This window comes from Paraburkholderia bannensis NBRC 103871 (assembly GCF_000685015.1).
Taxonomy (GTDB): Bacteria; Pseudomonadota; Gammaproteobacteria; order Burkholderiales; family Burkholderiaceae; genus Paraburkholderia; species Paraburkholderia bannensis.
On record NZ_BAYA01000005.1, the window covers coordinates 502,999 to 518,309 of the forward strand.

Annotated in this window: 12 protein-coding genes and 1 pseudogene; 9 read left to right on the top strand and 4 right to left on the bottom strand. The window is 64.6% G+C overall.

What is annotated here, in order from left to right:
* Window positions 1-61 precede the first annotated feature (61 nt).
* A complete protein-coding gene (locus BBA01S_RS11045; protein ID WP_027816489.1) occupies window positions 62-3,700 on the top strand; it encodes a hydantoinase B/oxoprolinase family protein in 3,639 nt (1,212 codons plus the stop codon).
* 11 nt (window positions 3,701-3,711) lie between these two features.
* Here BBA01S_RS11045 and BBA01S_RS11050 read toward each other — a convergent pair whose 3' ends face one another.
* A complete protein-coding gene (locus BBA01S_RS11050; RefSeq protein WP_084162057.1) occupies window positions 3,712-5,034 on the bottom strand; it encodes a DUF2252 domain-containing protein in 1,323 nt (440 codons plus the stop codon).
* A gap of 262 nt (window positions 5,035-5,296) precedes the next feature.
* On the opposite strand from BBA01S_RS11050, the gene BBA01S_RS11055 reads away from it, so the two are divergent.
* The 4 genes from BBA01S_RS11055 (at window position 5,297) to BBA01S_RS11070 (ending at window position 8,900) form a co-directional block, all read left to right on the top strand.
* Window positions 5,297-5,743, top strand: coding sequence for a hypothetical protein (locus BBA01S_RS11055; RefSeq protein ID WP_027816491.1), 447 nt, complete (start codon window positions 5,297-5,299; stop codon window positions 5,741-5,743).
* A 99-nt stretch (window positions 5,744-5,842) separates the two neighbouring features.
* Complete coding sequence (locus BBA01S_RS11060; protein WP_027816492.1) at window positions 5,843-7,957, top strand: phosphocholine-specific phospholipase C; 2,115 nt, start codon at window positions 5,843-5,845, stop codon at window positions 7,955-7,957.
* Between the two features lie 158 nt (window positions 7,958-8,115).
* Window positions 8,116-8,562, top strand: coding sequence for a GFA family protein (locus BBA01S_RS11065; protein ID WP_027816493.1), 447 nt, complete (start codon window positions 8,116-8,118; stop codon window positions 8,560-8,562).
* Window positions 8,559-8,900: an immunity protein Imm33 domain-containing protein gene (locus BBA01S_RS11070; protein ID WP_042296715.1), complete on the top strand. Its 342-nt coding sequence runs from the start codon at window positions 8,559-8,561 to the stop codon at window positions 8,898-8,900. The genes BBA01S_RS11065 and BBA01S_RS11070 overlap by 4 nt, the downstream gene beginning before the upstream one ends.
* On the opposite strand, the gene BBA01S_RS11075 is transcribed toward BBA01S_RS11070, so the two are convergent.
* The gene (locus BBA01S_RS11075; protein ID WP_027816495.1) at window positions 8,873-9,754 is read right to left on the bottom strand and encodes a LysR substrate-binding domain-containing protein; all 882 of its coding nucleotides are present in this window, start codon (window positions 9,752-9,754) and stop codon (window positions 8,873-8,875) included. The genes BBA01S_RS11070 and BBA01S_RS11075 overlap by 28 nt on opposite strands.
* A gap of 111 nt (window positions 9,755-9,865) precedes the next feature.
* On the opposite strand from BBA01S_RS11075, the gene BBA01S_RS11080 reads away from it, so the two are divergent.
* Window positions 9,866-10,291, top strand: a complete 426-nt coding sequence (locus BBA01S_RS11080) for a VOC family protein (RefSeq protein ID WP_027816496.1) — start codon at window positions 9,866-9,868, stop codon at window positions 10,289-10,291.
* 54 nt (window positions 10,292-10,345) lie between these two features.
* Here the strand turns inward: BBA01S_RS11080 and BBA01S_RS11085 are convergent, their stop codons facing one another.
* Window positions 10,346-11,203 (bottom strand): alpha/beta fold hydrolase, encoded by an 858-nt coding sequence (locus BBA01S_RS11085; protein ID WP_027816497.1) that lies wholly within the window; start codon window positions 11,201-11,203, stop codon window positions 10,346-10,348.
* A 136-nt stretch (window positions 11,204-11,339) separates the two neighbouring features.
* Window positions 11,340-12,489, bottom strand: a pseudogene (locus BBA01S_RS48625) (GNAT family N-acetyltransferase).
* A 470-nt stretch (window positions 12,490-12,959) separates the two neighbouring features.
* Here BBA01S_RS48625 and BBA01S_RS11100 point away from each other — a divergent pair.
* The 3 genes from BBA01S_RS11100 to BBA01S_RS11110 all read left to right on the top strand — a co-directional run bounded on the left by BBA01S_RS11100 (window position 12,960) and on the right by BBA01S_RS11110 (window position 15,234).
* Window positions 12,960-13,505: a sigma-70 family RNA polymerase sigma factor gene (locus BBA01S_RS11100; RefSeq protein WP_027816500.1), complete on the top strand. Its 546-nt coding sequence runs from the start codon at window positions 12,960-12,962 to the stop codon at window positions 13,503-13,505.
* Entirely contained in the window at window positions 13,502-14,143 is a 642-nt protein-coding gene (locus tag BBA01S_RS11105; RefSeq protein ID WP_027816501.1) for a DUF1109 domain-containing protein, read from the top strand. Before BBA01S_RS11100 ends, BBA01S_RS11105 begins: the two co-directional genes overlap by 4 nt.
* A gap of 407 nt (window positions 14,144-14,550) precedes the next feature.
* Window positions 14,551-15,234 carry a response regulator transcription factor gene (locus tag BBA01S_RS11110; RefSeq protein ID WP_027816502.1) on the top strand — a complete coding sequence of 228 codons (684 nt, stop codon included), beginning with the start codon at window positions 14,551-14,553 and terminating at the stop codon, window positions 15,232-15,234.
* Window positions 15,235-15,311: the final 77 nt, after the last annotated feature.

The window sequence follows — 15,311 nt, forward strand, 5'->3', positions numbered from 1 at the left end:
TCGCCGCGAGCGGGCCTGTTTTCGATCGATATTATTTCGTCATCCTTATAGAAAGCGCACCATGAATCACGATCAAGTCCCTGACGCATGCACGCCTTCCCGCTGGCAGTTCTGGATCGACCGCGGAGGCACGTTCACCGATATCGTTGCGCGCCGCCCGGACGGCACGCTCACGACGCACAAGTTGCTTTCGGAGAATCCCGAGCAGTATCGCGACGCCGCCGTGGCTGGCATCCGTCACCTGCTAGGTCTGGCCGCCGGTGAACCGATCACGCCGCGCGACGTCGAGATGGTCAAGATGGGCACGACCGTTGCCACGAATGCGCTGCTCGAACGCAAGGGCGAACCGGTTGCGCTCGTGACCACGCGCGGTTTCCGCGATGTCCTGCGCATCGCGTACCAGAACCGGCCGCGCCTGTTCGATCTCGACATCGCGTTGCCGGAAGCGCTCTATGAACGCGTCGTCGAGATCGACGAGCGCGTGGGCGCACAAGGCGAAGTGGTCGAACCGCTCGATCCAGACAGCGCCGAAGCGGCGCTGCGCGAAGTCTACGACGCGGGCATCCGTGCGCTCGCGATCGTCCTGATTCACGGCTATCGCCACACCGCGCACGAAAGCGCGCTCGCCGCGCTGGCGCGACGCATCGGCTTCACGCAGGTTTCGGTCTCGCACGAAGTCTCGCCGCTCATGAAGATGGTGTCGCGTGGCGACACTACGGTGGTCGACGCCTATCTTTCGCCGATCCTGCGCCGTTACGTCGACCAGGTCGCCAGCGAAATGCCCGGCGTCAACCTGCAATTCATGCAGAGCAGCGGCGGCCTGACGCGTGCCGACTGCTTCCAGGGCAAGGACGCGATTCTCTCCGGGCCGGCGGGCGGCATCGTCGGGATGGTGCGCGCGGCGCAGGCGGCGGGTTTCGATCACGTGATCGGCTTCGACATGGGCGGCACCTCCACCGACGTCTCGCATTTCAACGGCGAATTCGAGCGTGTGTTCGAAACGCAGGTGGCGGGCGTACGGATGCGTGCGCCGATGATGAGCATTCACACGGTCGCGGCGGGCGGCGGGTCGGTGCTGGGCTTCGATGGCGCGCGACTGCGCGTCGGCCCGGATTCCGCGGGCGCGAATCCCGGCCCGTGCGCGTATCGGCGGGGCGGCCCGTTGACCGTCACCGACTGCAACGTCATGCTCGGCAAGATTCAGCCCGACTGGTTCCCGCGCGTGTTCGGCCCGCATGCGAACGAAGCGCTCGATCGAGAGGCCGTTGTCGAGCGCTTCAATGCGCTGGCCGACACGATCTTCGCTGCGACCGGCCAGCGGCGCACGCCGGAAGAAATCGCCGAAGGCTACCTGGAAATTGCCATTGGCAGCATGGCAAATGCCATCAAGAAGATCTCCGTGCAGCGGGGCCATGATGTTTCGCAGTACGTGCTAACGACTTTTGGCGGCGCGGGCGGCCAGCATGCGTGCGGCGTGGCCGACGCTTTGGGCATGAGCCGCGTGTTTGCCCATCCCTTCGCGGGCGTGCTGTCGGCGTTCGGCATGGGACTTGCCGACCAGACCGCGATGCGCGAACGTGCGCTGGAAATCGTGCTGGAAGACGCATCGCTCGCAAACGTGGAAAGCGTGCTAGATGGACTTGCGCAAGAAGCGGTGAGCGCGTTGCGCGAGCAGGGGGTGGACGCCGCACGCATCAGCACGGCGCGCCGCGTGCATCTGCGTTATCAGGGCACCGATTCGGCGCTTGCGGTGAATGCGGGCAGCGTGGATGCGATGCGCGCGGCTTTCGAAGCCGCTTACCGGCAACGCTACGCGTTCCTGATGCCCGATACGCCGCTCGTCGTCGAGCTGGCGTCAGTCGAGGCGATCGGTCACGCCGATGCGCAAGCGGTCACGGCCACGCTCGCGTCGCGCGAGGCGGGCCGCGCGCCGTCCGTGGCGGCAAACGTGCGCTTCTATTCGAGCGGCCGCTGGCACGACGCCGCGCTTTACCAGCGCGATACGCTGCTGGCAGGCGACGTGCTCGACGGCCCCGCGATCATCGCGGAAAAGAACGGCACGACCGTTGTCGAGCCAGGCTGGCAGGCTGCGCTGACCGAGCAAGGCAATGTGGTGATGACGCGCGTCGAGGCGTTGCCCACGCGCCGCTCGATGGGCACCGAGGCCGATCCCGTGCGCCTGGAAATCTTCAACAACCTCTTCATGTCGATTGCCGAGCAAATGGGGTTGCGCCTGCAAAACACGGCTTATTCGGTGAACATCAAGGAGCGTCTCGACTTTTCGTGTGCGATCTTCGACGCCGTTGGCAACCTCATCGCCAACGCGCCGCACATGCCCGTGCACTTGGGGTCGATGGGCGAGAGCATCAAGACCGTCATCGACCGTAATCGCGGTGCGATGCGCGACGGCGACGTATTCATGCTCAACGATCCGTATCACGGCGGCACACACCTGCCGGACGTGACGGTCATCACGCCCGTCTTCGCCGACGGTTGCGCAGAGCCCCTGTTTTACGTGGGTTCGCGCGGCCATCACGCGGATATCGGCGGCATCACGCCCGGTTCCATGCCCGCGGCCTCGACGCATATCGAAGAAGAGGGCGTGCTGATCGACAACTGGCAACTCGTGTCGGCGGGCGTGCTGCGCGAGCGCGAAACGCGCGTGTTGCTGGCGTCGGGCCGCTATCCCGCGCGCAATATCGACCAGAATATGGCCGACCTGCGCGCCCAGGTGGCCGCCAACCAGAAAGGCGTGGACGAGTTGCGCCGCATGGTCGCGCAATTCGGCCGCGACGTCGTGCTCGCGTTCATGCAGCACGTGCAGGACAACGCGGAAGAAGCGGTGCGCCGCGTGATCGACGCGCTTAAGGACGGCGCGTACCGCTACGAACTGGACAATGGCGCGGTGATCGAAGTGGCGATTCGCGTCGATGCAAGGACGCGCAGTGCGTCGATCGATTTCAGCGGCACATCGGCGCAATTGCCGAACAACTTCAACGCGCCGAAAGCCGTGTGCATGGCGGCTGTGCTCTATGTGTTCCGCACGCTCGTCGGCGACGATATCCCGCTCAACGCAGGCTGCCTGAAGCCGCTGACCGTGACGGTGCCCGAGCGCTCGATGCTCAATCCCGTCTATCCGGCGGCGGTGGTGTCGGGCAACGTGGAGACCTCGTCTGCGATCACGAATGCGCTCTATGGCGCGCTGGGCATCGTGGCGTCGAGCCAGGGGACGATGAACAACTTCACCTTCGGCGACGCAAAATATCAGTATTACGAAACGATTGCGGGTGGCAGCGGTGCGGGCGAAGGGTTTGGCGGCGTGGACGCCGTGCAGACGCATATGACGAACTCGCGCCTGACTGACCCTGAAGTGCTCGAATGGCGCTATCCCGTGCGGCTCGAATCGCATTTGATCCGCGCGCAATCGGGCGGCGGCGGACGTTGGCGCGGCGGCAACGGCGCGGTGCGACGCATCCGTTTTCTCGCGCCGATGACCGCTTCCATCCTCTCGAACAATCGCATCCATGCGCCGTTCGGCGCTGCGGGCGGCCACGCGGGGCGTGCGGGCAGCAACCGGGTCGAGCGCGCAGGCGGCGAGGTCGTGGCGCTCGGCCATATCGCGAGCGTGGAGATGGCCGAGGGCGACGTGTTCGTGGTCGAAACGCCGGGCGGCGGCGGTTACGGGCGCATCGAGGCTTAAAAGGCGCGCGCCTAGTTCACGCCGGTGGCGTAGCGCCGGCAGTGTTCCAGGTAACCGGCTTCGTGACTGCTCGCCAGTTGCACCACGCTGTTCCAGAGCCACAGCGGCGCATCGATGGTTTTCGAGCGATTGCGCCGCAGCTCCGCAAGCCAGCCGCGCCGCGTGGGCGGATCCATCTGCCGCGCGTGCGCCTTGCCGACCACGGCGGCGAGATAGAACGCGACCTTACGCGCATCGTCCTTGTCGAGTTCGTCGATTTCGAGCTTGAGGTCTTGTGGCAGCAATTCGCGTATCACCACCGCGCGATCGAGCAGGCGCGCCGCACGCATACGCTCGCCCAGGAACGGCGAAAGATGGCGTGCGCCTTCCACCACGCGCTCGGCGTTATCGCGCGGCATCGACGCTTCTTCGTATCGCGGCGCGGCGGCCTTCACGCCTTCCTTGATGTCCATGAGGCAGAGGTCGTCGCCTTCGATCACGCCGCCGTCCACGTCGAGCAGCACGGCGTAGCGCAAGCGCCCGAGCGAACTGCAACCCTTCACCCAATACGCGGCGTCGAGCACCTCGACTTCACCGGCGTCGTTGCGCCCGCGCAGGCCGGTGGGCAGGCTCGCGATGGCCTCATCGGCGAAGAGGGACGCAATTGCCTTGTTCTCCGCGCGCGTGAGCGGCCAGAAGCGTTTGCCGAGCGGGATGGTGGGGCGAAGGTCTTCGATGCGTTCTTCGGCGAGATGGCGCCACGAACGACGCACCGCGAGCTTCATCGCCAGATGGACGGGCTCGGGACGCTCGGGCAATTCGGGCTTTTTGCGTTTCGTCTCGAATGCCGATTCATACCCGGCGGCCAGCGCTTCCATCATGTGCACGATAGTCAGCCCCGACAGCGACGAACCGCGCGCCGCCGTCGCCAGCGACAGCCCGAGCCGGATGAGGTCGTGCGCGGGATTGCCGATCACGGTCTGGTCGAGGTCGCGGATATGAATTTCGACCTTGCCTTCCTGATTCGCGATGGGGCCGAGATTGCCGGTATGGCAATCGCCGCAAATCCAGATTGCGGGGCCGCGCGGCAGCGATCCGCCGTTCGCCTCGACGATCCATTCGTAGAACTGCTCGGTATTGCCTCGCACGTAGGCGTGCGGCGAGCGCGCCATTTTCAGGCGGCGTTGCTCGGTGAGAATGGCCTGGCGCTGGTCGGGCTTCGGTAGTTTCCTTGCACGTTTTGCTGCGGGCTGTGCATCTTCCGAATCGAGAATCAGCGCGCTCTCTTTCTTGCCGCGCTTGCCGCTTTTCGCCGCCTGGTGAGTTTTCTTTTTGCTGACTGCGTGGCTGGTCATCGGCGTCCCCTTTGCATTGACGTATTCAAACTCGCGACATGCTTTTCCATTGTGCGCGTTAGCGGTTGCAATTGGCGTGCCTTGAGTTTTATTACGTTCTGAAAGCATTGTTATTGAAAGGCGTTTTCAGTCATGCGTCATAAAACTTAAAAGCGTAGTCGCTATGCTTCATCGCTGCCTTACCGCTGCTTTCCCAGCGTTAAGGCGACGCTCGGGCCGCCTCCTCGAGCCGTTGTTGTGCCTCTATTGTTCGGAGACTTCGATGACGGTCGAATTCGTGCCGGCGCGCCTGCATTTGCGGAACGCGCCGCGCAAACGTTTGAGCCTGCCCGACGTGCTGCTCGTCAGCGCGATCGCTGCATGGGTTGCGTGCGCAACCAGTGCATGCAGCGATCGCGGCGACGACGCACGCGTTGCGCTCACCACGAGCGCCGCGCGTGAGCTCGCGCAAACGCAACCCATGCCCGCACTGAGCGCAACGTCCGCCCAGCAGCCGGGCGCCGCACCGCTTGCCGGCGCGTTTTCCACGCCCTCGAATCTCCCGGACAGTGCGAACGGCAGCGCCATCACCGCGCAGGTCATTCGCTCGCCCGCACGCGCAGCAGCACCCGACAGCGCGAGCGGCGCGGACAGCTTCAGCAGCACCAGCGGCGCGCATGTAGCCAGCGATGCGCCGCTCGCCCCACCCGAGATTCACACCGCCGATTGAAAGAACTGCACCCGGCCGCGCGACCCCGCGCCGCCTGCCGTTGTTCGTGACGGCGCGGCGTCGCGCGTGCTTTCTCAACCTGAAGATGGAAACCACAACATGACTTCGAGAAGCCGCCGTGACTTTCTCCGCACCGCCGCGATGAGCGCCGGTTCGGCCACCGCCCTGACGATGCTGCCGCAAGGCATCCGCAACGCGCTCGCGATTCCCGCGAACAACCGCACGGGCAGCATCCGTGACGTCGAGCACATCGTCGTCCTGATGCAGGAAAACCGTTCGTTCGACCATTACTTCGGCACGCTGCGCGGCGTGCGCGGATTCGGCGACACGCGCGCCATCACGCTGCCCACCGGCAAGCCGGTGTGGAACCAGCCGCTGGCTGCTGGCGTGGGCGAAGTGCTGCCGTTCCACCCGACGGCCGCCAACCTGGGTCTGCAGTTCATCCAGGATCTGCCGCACGACTGGCCGACCACGCATGCTGCCTGGAACGGCGGCCGCTACGACCAGTGGGTGCCCGCCAAGGGCACGACCACGATGGCCTATCTCACGCGCGACGACATCCCGTTCCACTACCAGCTCGCCGACGCCTTCACGATCTGTGATGCGTATCACTGCTCGACGCTGACCTCGACCGATCCGAACCGCTACTACATGTGGACGGGCTGGGTGGGCAACGACGGCAGCGGCGGCGGCCCGGTGGTCGACAACGCCGAGGCGGGCTACGGCTGGTCGACCTACCCCGAAGTGCTGCAGAACGCGGGCATCTCGTGGAAGATCTATCAGGACATCGGCGAAGGCCTGGACGCGAAGGGCTCGTGGGGCTGGACGGGCGACAACCCGTACATCGGCAATTACGGCGACAACTCGCTGCTGTACTTCCATCAATATCAGAACGCGCAGCCGGGCAACCCGCTCTATGACCGCGCCCGCACCGGCACCAACGTGCTTGCGGGCGGCACGTATTTCGACGTGCTCAAGCAGGACGTGGCGAACAACACCCTGCCGCAGGTGTCGTGGATCGTCGCGCCCGAAGCCTATACGGAGCATCCGAACTGGCCCGCGAATTACGGCGCATGGTACGTCGACCAGGTGCTCCAGATCCTCACGTCGAATCCCGATCTGTGGAGCAAGACCGTGCTGCTCGTGAACTACGACGAGAACGACGGTTTCTTCGATCACATTGCGCCGCCGTTCCCGCCCGCATCGAGCGCGAATGGCCTGTCGACGGTCGATACGACCAACGAGATTTTCCCCGGCAGCAGCAAGTACGCGTCGGCCCCGTATGGACTCGGGCCGCGCGTGCCGATGCTGGTGGTCTCGCCGTGGTCGCGCGGCGGCTGGGTGTGTTCGGAGACCTTCGATCACACGTCGGTGATCCGCTTCATCGAAAAGCGCTTTGGCGCGCATCACGATCTCGCCGAGCCGAACATCACGCCGTGGCGTCGCACGGTGTGCGGCGACCTGACCTCCGCGTTCAACTTCGCCACGCCCAACGCCGCGCTGCCGACGCTGCCGTCGACGACCGGCTACGCGCCGCCCGACAAGAACCGCCATCCGGACTACGTGCCGGTGCCGCCGCTGGTCGGCAGCGTGCCGAAGCAGGAGAGCGGGGTGCGTCCTGCGCGCGCGTTGCCTTATGAGCTGTTCGTGCGTTTCAACGCGAACGCTTCGACTGGCAAGGCCAAGGCGCACTTCATCAACACGGGCCGCGCGGGCGCGGTGTTTCTCGTCTACTCGACGGGCAGCAGCGATGCGCCGCTGACCTACACGGTCGAAGCGGGCAAGCGCCTGGAAGACCACCTGACGATCGGCGCGACCGGTGCCTACGATTTCACCGTGCATGGGCCGAATGGCTTCCTGCGCCGCTTCGCTGGCAAGCAGACGTCGACGGGCTGGTTCGGTCACGGCGAAACGGCGCGTCCTGAAGTGGCCGAAGGCTACGACGTGGCGAACGGCAACCTGCAACTGCGCCTGGAGAACGTGGGCGGCTCGCGTTGCCAGTTCACCATCGTCAACGCGTATGACCCCAGCACGAAGATCCAGCACACGGTGCGCGGCGGCGATACCGAGCAGATCTATCTGGATCTGCGCAATGCTTATGGCTGGTACGACCTGACGATTACGGTCGATAGCGATTCGACCTTTGTGCGCCGCATTGCCGGTCACGTCGAAACGGGTCATCCGAGCTATAGCGATCCGGCGCTGGGCGGCTGAAACACCGCTACATCGCGGCGTTTGACCGCAAAAACCACGGTTGCGCTGTGAAGCGCGCCGTGGTTTTTTTATGGGCGCGTGGCGCGCAAAGGAGGGCGATTGAGTGAAACGTGGTCAAATCGCGCGCACTGTGCGTACACAATCCACGGAGACCCACCATGACCGATTCCTGCCAACTTGCCTGCCTGTGCGGCGCGATCAAAGTCGATCTGATCGGAGAGCCGGCGGCGCGTGCGAATTGCCACTGCGGAACCTGCCGCGACTTCTATGCAACGCCGATGCTTTCCGCCACGGCTTGGGCAAGTGAAAACGTCGTGGCGCACGGCGCGCCGAAGGTGTTCCAGCACCCGACAAAGCGTATGTCGCGCGCGTTCTGCGCGACATGTGGCGAGACCGTATTCGGCACCAATCGCCTTGGCATGCGGGTGGTGTTGAACAGCCTGCTCGCACGCGCGCACGACGGCACGCTACCCGCGAATCGCACGCCAACCATGCATCTGTTCTACCGTGATCGCGTGCTGAACGTCAGCGACTCGCTGATCAAGTATCTCGACGGCTGGGACGGCCCGACGGTCGAAGACAATGACGGGGCCACCTGTTCATGAATGACAAAGCCAGTTGCACCCTGCGCGAACGCCAGCAGGCGATGTGCCAAAAATACGGACTGACCTGGACACGGCCTGAAGAGATGGTTGCGCTAGCAATCGGTTCGCTGGGACGCATGCCGGTGTACGGCACGCGGCTGCCGCTGCCGGAAGGCGGCAACATCGGCTGGTTTATCCATTGCGGCGAGTATTCGGACGCACCGGACTTTTATCAGCCGCTGCATGTCGAGCATCTGGCAGCACGCCTGCCGCGCGTGCTCGACTACCTTGCGCTGCCACCGGGCGTGCGCTTCATCATCGACGACGAGGGCTACGAAGACGTCTGGCTGGACGATTGACCGACGATCAGCCCCAGCAACCCCCGCGCCGCCTCGCTCAATTGCAGCGCGTCGCGATGCACGATGCCGATATCGCGATGAAACGTGTGGTGACCGAGATCGATGGCGCGCACGTCCGTTGGCCAGCGCCGGTACGTCGCGGTCTGCGGAACGAGCGCCACGCCCACGCCGTTGCCAACGAGCTTTACGATGGCCTCCAGTTCGTCGAGTTCGCACACCTCTTGCCCCCTGATCTGCATGCGCCGCAGAAAACGGTCGACCTGTCTGCCGCCAAACGACGCGCGGTCGTAACGAATAAAAGGTTGTTGCGCGAGCAACGTCATCCAGTCGCTGCCTTTCAGCGCGCGCGGCACAATCAGGCGGAACGGCTCGCTGGTGATGGGGCTCCAGCGCAGGTCGCTCTGGAGCGCGAAGGGCGGGCGAATGATCGCGGCCAGATCGAGCTCGCCCGCATCGACGAGATTGACGAGTTCCATCGACAGCCCCGGAATCACCCGCGTATGCGCGCCCGGAAACTGCCGATGAAACGCGGCGAGCGCATCAGGCAACAACGCGCGTTGCACTGACGCAATCGCGCCGATATTCACGCGCACAACGGCAGCAGGATCCACGGTTACGGTGCTGAGATTGCCGTAGAGCTGCAACACCTCCTGCGCCTGCACGAGCAGTTGGTGCCCCCGCGCATTCAGGCGCGCATTGCGTCCCTCGCGCTCGAACAGCGCGAAGCCCAGTTCGGCTTCGAGACGCTGCATCTGCGCGCTCACGGCGGCCTGGGTCAGCCCGATGCGCTTGCCCGCAGCGGCGAATGTGCCTTCACTTGCCACGGCAAGCAGCGTCTTCAGTTCGCGGATCATTCACAAAAATCCTTGATGAATCGAGAAATTATATATTGATTTTATTTTTCAACCGCGCGCCCTAAGATTGCCCGGCACCGAGCACATTCAGCACACGAAGAGGAGCACACCATGAGTCTTTCGCCGTTTCACCTGGCGATTCCGGTCTACGACCTGGCCGCCGCACGCGACTTCTATGGCCGCGTATTCGGCCTCGAAGAAGGGCGTTCGAGCACGCATTGGGTCGATTTCGACTTTTTCGGGCACCAGCTCGTGATTCACGAACATCCGAAAACTGCTTCGCAGGAAGCCGCGCACACCAATGCCGTGGACGGCCATGACGTGCCGGTACCGCATTTCGGCGTGGTACTGGAATGGGCGCGGTGGGAGGGGCTGGCGCAGCGCCTGCGCGAGTTCGGCACGCAGTTCGTGATCGAACCGTATATCCGTTTTCAGGGGCAGGTAGGCGAGCAGGCGACGATGTTCCTGTTCGACCCGTGCGGCAATGCGCTGGAATTCAAGGCGTTCAAGGATATCGGGCAGCTGTTTGCCAAATAAGCGCTTGAAGCGGGGGACGGCGCGCGCTGGAAGGTCGCGCGCGCCTGGCAGGCTTTAGCGGCCTTCGTAGATGAAGTTGCGCACGTGCGTGTTGAAGAGATCGGCGTGCGTGGCGTTCATGCCGTGCGTCGCACCCTTCATCGTCACGCGCTGCGCGTAGTCGATCCACTCGTCGAGCGCTTCGACGTTGTTGCGGAACATCAGCGGGCTGCGCTGTCCGTCGATCAGCAGCGTACGGCACTTGATGTCGGCGGCCGGGCGGCGCGTGTAGGCGGGCAGCGGATCGTCGAGCTGCTTGGGCAGCGTCGTCGCGTTGGCGATCGCCATTTCGCGGAACCCGTGCGGGCTCTTGCGCCACGCGCCGGGCATGCTCACCGAATCCACAAACAGTTCCAGACCGTCTTCGAGCTGACCGTTGCCGATCAGGTCGGCCGCGCGCGCGCGCAGCGCGTTGGTGGCCGGCGGCAGGACGTCGTCGTCGTCTTCGAGGCGGCGCAGCGGGCCGCCCGGATCGGCAAGGACGAGCGTGCGCACGAGACGCGGATAACGGCGAGCGAGGTGATAGGCAATGCTGCCGCCGCGCGAGTGACCCACGAGGTGCACCGACTCCAGACCCAGCGCGACGATGAATTCGGCCAGTTCGTGCAGGTGGCTTTCCCAGCCGAACTCGCCCTGGATGCAGGCGTCGGCGGCCGGCCAGTAGTGGCTCAGGCTCGGCGCGATGCAACGGAAGTCGTCTTCGAGGCCGTCGAGCTGCGGCGCCCAGTAGCGGTAATCGCAGAGCGAACCGTGGACGAACAGCAGCGGTTCGCCGGTGCCCCGTTCGAGGTACGGCAGAACGACGCCCGAGTCGAGCGTCGCGAACGACAGGTCGGGCGGGGCAAGCAGGGACGGATCGATGCGTTGGTTCAAGGAGATCACTCCATTCGCGGAGATGACACTTTGCCGCATCAGAACGCTTATGGGAAACGCATTAAATTGATGCTCGCAATCAGTTTTTCTGATTGACAGCTAGGTGAAACCCTCGGTTTCACGGGTGAAACGCGGGTCAGAGTGAAAGGCGGTAGCGCACGAAGTCGTCGGCGGGGGTGAATTCGTCGTAGAGCTTGCGCGCCGGGTTGTCCTGGCGCGTGTGCCAGTAGATCCGCGACCAGCCGCGCTGCCTGCCCAGCGCGACCAGATCCGCGATCAGCGCGCGGCCAATGCCCTTGCCGCGAGCGTCGGGGTCGACAAACAGGTCTTCCAGATAGCAGATGGGCGCGTCGACCCACGTGCCCTCGTGCAGCACGCCCAGGGCGAAACCCATCACCCGTCCGTCGACTTCGGCGATCCGGCCGAACAGGCCGGTATCGGTGTGGAGCATGCGCTGCCAGGTGCGCTCGCTGATCTGGGGCGCGACGCCCGCTGCGTAAAAGGCGTTGTAGCCCGCCCACAGCCGGAACCAGTCGGCGCGGTCGGCGGGCGCGGGGTCGCGGATCACGAACGGCTCATGCATCGCGCAGGCTCGCGAGCGAGGCGCGCTGGTTGCCCTCGGCGTCGAAGTTGGTGGGCGCAAGCCAGGTCTCGAACGCGCGCTTCGCCTGCGGCCAGTCCTGGTCGACGATCGCGAACCAGGCGGTGTCGCGGCTGCGGCCTTTATAGACCACGGCCTGGCGGAAAATGCCTTCGAACTGGAAGCCCAGGCGCTGCGCGGTCTTGCGCGACGGCGCGTTGAGGCTGTCGCACTTCCACTCGTAGCGGCGGTAGCCAAGCTCGTCGAAGACGTAGCGCATCAGCAGGTATTGCGCTTCGGTGGAGATCGCCGTGCGCTTGAGCAGCGGCGAAAACGTCACGCTGCCGACTTCGATCGCGCCGTGCGCGGGCTCTATGCGCATCAGCGCGAAGGTGCCCACGGCCTTGTCGCTCGCACGATCGACGATGGCGTAATGCAGCGGGTCTTCCGAGGCCGCGGCCCTGGCGAGATAGGCGCGGAACGACTCGAAATCGGTGAACGGGCCGACGAAGAGGTAAGTCCAGTCGCTGCCGTCGGGCGCGGCGCTATAGGCTTCGAAGAGATCGGCGGCATGCCGCTCCACATCGACGGGCTCGATGCGGCAACGCTCGCCTTCGATGGTCACGCGCGCGGGGCGCTCGCGGGGCGTCCAGCTGTCCAGCGCCGCGCCGATGGGTTGCTGATGTTCGTTGGTTCTCGCTGCCATGCTTCACAAGCTCCGGTCGTGTGACGGTGACGTCGCGTGGGCGCAGCCCTCTGCGCCGATGATTCACTAAGGTAACCCGGTATGTGGCTCCTTGAAAGATCCACGAAGTGTGAGTTCGGTAGAGCCACCAGTCGGATCGTCAGACGAAAGAATTTCGCCCGGCCTGTAACCCGCTGGCCGCCGCGAGCGAATTAAGTGGGCAAGCCGTGCGGTGCATGAGTCGCGCATGAGTCTCGTGTGTGATCGGCACTGCCACACTACAGGGGAATTCGAACGTGAACTGGGCGAATCGTGCAGCGCAGTGGCCCCAGGCGGACGACTCCGGCCCGCAGGGTCACGCCGTGAGCGCTATTGCGGCGCAGGACAGCTTCGGCTACCCTCACCCGATCGCGCCCCGACCCGGCGGGAACGCCGGCAGGCACGCCGTCGCGGGCGCGTCCTCCCAACGTCGCGACGACCCAGGACGCCCTTTGTACCCAGCGGAAATCCGTCTCAAAGCGCTGTTCGTGAGCGGCCTCGAAGGCGATGCCGACGCGTATCGCACTTTTCTGCAGGAGCTCACGCGCCATTTGCGCGCGTATCTGCGCCGGCGCATCCCGCAGTTGCACGACGATGTGGAGGATCTCGTGCAGGAAATCCTGCTCGCCGTGCACAACGCGCGCCACACGTGGCGTCCCGATGAACCGCTGACCGCCTGGGTGCACGCGATTGCCCGCTACAAGCTGATGGACTTCTTTCGCTCGCGCTCCCGGCGCGAATCGCTCAACGACCCGCTCGACGATCACACCGACCTGTTCGCGCAGGCCGACGACGAACCGGCGCAGGCGCGCCGCGACATCGGCAAGCTGCTCGACCAGTTGCCCGACAAGCAGCGCCTGCCGATCGTGCACGTCAAGCTGGAGGGGCGCTCGGTGGTCGAGGCCGCGAAGCTCACGGGGCTGTCCGAATCGGCGGTGAAGGTGGGCATTCATCGCGGCCTGAAGGCGCTTGCCGCGCGCATCCGGGGGGCGCAATGAAAACCGACGATCTCATCACGCTGCTGTCCACCGGCGTCACGCGTGTAGACCGCAAGGCGGCCTTGCGCCGCTTCGCGCGCGCGCTGCCGCTCGGACTCGCAGGCTCGCTCATCCTGGTGGCGATTGTGTTTGGCGTGCGCCGCGACCTGATGGATGTCGCGCAGACCCCTATTTTCTGGGCCAAGATCGCGTTTCCTCTGGCCGTGGCGATCGCGGCGGCGCTGACCGTGAGCCGCCTTGGGCGGCCCGGCGTGCGGGGCGGTTACGCGTGGGCGCTGGTGGTCGCGCCCTTCGTCGTCGTGTGGCTGGCGGGCTGGGCCACGCTTGACACCGCCGCGCCCGCCGAGCGCGTGCCACTGATGCTCGGCCTGTCGTGGCGCACCTGTCCGTTCAATATCCTGCTGCTGTCGGTGCCGACCTTCGTTGCGGTGTTCTGGGCAGCGAAGGGACTGGCGCCCACGCGTCCACGTCTTGCGGGCGCGGCAGCGGGACTCTTTGCGAGCGCGCTCGCCACCATCGCGTACTGCGTCCATTGCCCGGAGATGAGCCCGGCGTTCTGGAGCATCTGGTACGCCATCGGCATGCTATTGCCCGCGGCGATTGGCGCGTGGCTCGGCCCGCGCCTGTTGCGCTGGTAAAACAAGGCGTTTTGTCATCCTCGATTCCTCCTCGATAAAACGCCTTCCTGAATTAATTAGTCATCCTTTATATGTGTCGTGGTCACGCCTGTCTTGCGGGGGCGCGGCCAGGCCTGTCCATGTGACATGATTTAACAACCCATCCGGCCGCTTTGCTTAATAATAAGACGGCTCCTGGAGCAATCGTGCGCAGTCCAAATCAAGGCTGCAATGCAGCTGAATATTGGAGGTCACTGCGCTTGCCGGGAGCGTACGCGCGGACTCACGAAGCCCGAAGTTGGTCGTGGATTCTGGTGCTCCCCCTCACCTATGACCAACTTCATTTGCCAGTCTGGATGCGCGTATCCGACTGGCTTTTTTTTCAGCAGTGAACAGGTGACTCCAGGTAAAAAAGAAGAGCTTGACTGATGAGACTTGCCATACTGACCGCCGATTCCGAATTCGTGGAACTCGCTTCGCGCACCTTGCCTCGCGCTGGCTGCGTGTGCCATCACTTTGCGCTGGGTAGCGCGTTGCTGAGTGCGTTGCGCCGCGAGACCTTCGACCTGCTGGTGATCGATCACGCGTTGCCGGACATGACGGGGATCCGCGTGCTCAGCACGGTTCGCGCCATCGTCTCCACGCAGGTTCCGGTTCTCTACGTGACCTCGCTTGCCGCCGAACGCGACGAAGTCAGCGCCTTGAATGCCGGCGCGGACACCTGCCTGAACCGTCCGGTGGAAGCTGTCGTGCTGTGTGCGCGCGTGGCTTCGGTGTTGCGCCGTGCCCGCATGCTGCAACTCGACCATGCCGACGCGAGCACCGACGCGTTCGAGTTCGATCCCGTTGCGTGCAGCGTTTCGCGCAATGGCACGTTGATACACCTGACCGTGCGCCAGTTCAGGCTCGCGCTGCTGTTCTATCAGCACATCGGTACGACGCTCTCGCGCGAGCATATTCTCGACCTGATCTGGCAGGGCGAACTCGACGTCAATATGCGTAGCGTCGATACGCAGATCAGCCGCCTGCGCGCGAAGCTCCATCTCGTGCCCGAAAGCGGCTACCGGTTGACTTCAGTGCATGGACGCGGCTATCGGCTCGACCGCCTTTGAGTGTGCGGGGCACGCCCGCTACGTACGCGGGCGTGAGAGCGTGAGAGCGTGAGGGCGTGAGGGCGTGTGTGCCGACG

Coding starts and splice junctions, on each gene's coding strand:
- BBA01S_RS11110 (WP_027816502.1), top strand. CDS start 14,551: ATGAGACTTGCCATACTGACCGCCGATTCCGAATTCGTGGAACTCGCT.
- BBA01S_RS11075 (WP_027816495.1), bottom strand. CDS start 9,754: ATGATCCGCGAACTGAAGACGCTGCTTGCCGTGGCAAGTGAAGGCACA.
- BBA01S_RS11065 (WP_027816493.1), top strand. CDS start 8,116: ATGACCGATTCCTGCCAACTTGCCTGCCTGTGCGGCGCGATCAAAGTC.
- BBA01S_RS11055 (WP_027816491.1), top strand. CDS start 5,297: ATGACGGTCGAATTCGTGCCGGCGCGCCTGCATTTGCGGAACGCGCCG.
- BBA01S_RS11080 (WP_027816496.1), top strand. CDS start 9,866: ATGAGTCTTTCGCCGTTTCACCTGGCGATTCCGGTCTACGACCTGGCC.
- BBA01S_RS11050 (WP_084162057.1), bottom strand. CDS start 5,034: ATGACCAGCCACGCAGTCAGCAAAAAGAAAACTCACCAGGCGGCGAAA.
- BBA01S_RS11045 (WP_027816489.1), top strand. CDS start 62: ATGAATCACGATCAAGTCCCTGACGCATGCACGCCTTCCCGCTGGCAG.
- BBA01S_RS11105 (WP_027816501.1), top strand. CDS start 13,502: ATGAAAACCGACGATCTCATCACGCTGCTGTCCACCGGCGTCACGCGT.
- BBA01S_RS11060 (WP_027816492.1), top strand. CDS start 5,843: ATGACTTCGAGAAGCCGCCGTGACTTTCTCCGCACCGCCGCGATGAGC.
- BBA01S_RS11070 (WP_042296715.1), top strand. CDS start 8,559: ATGAATGACAAAGCCAGTTGCACCCTGCGCGAACGCCAGCAGGCGATG.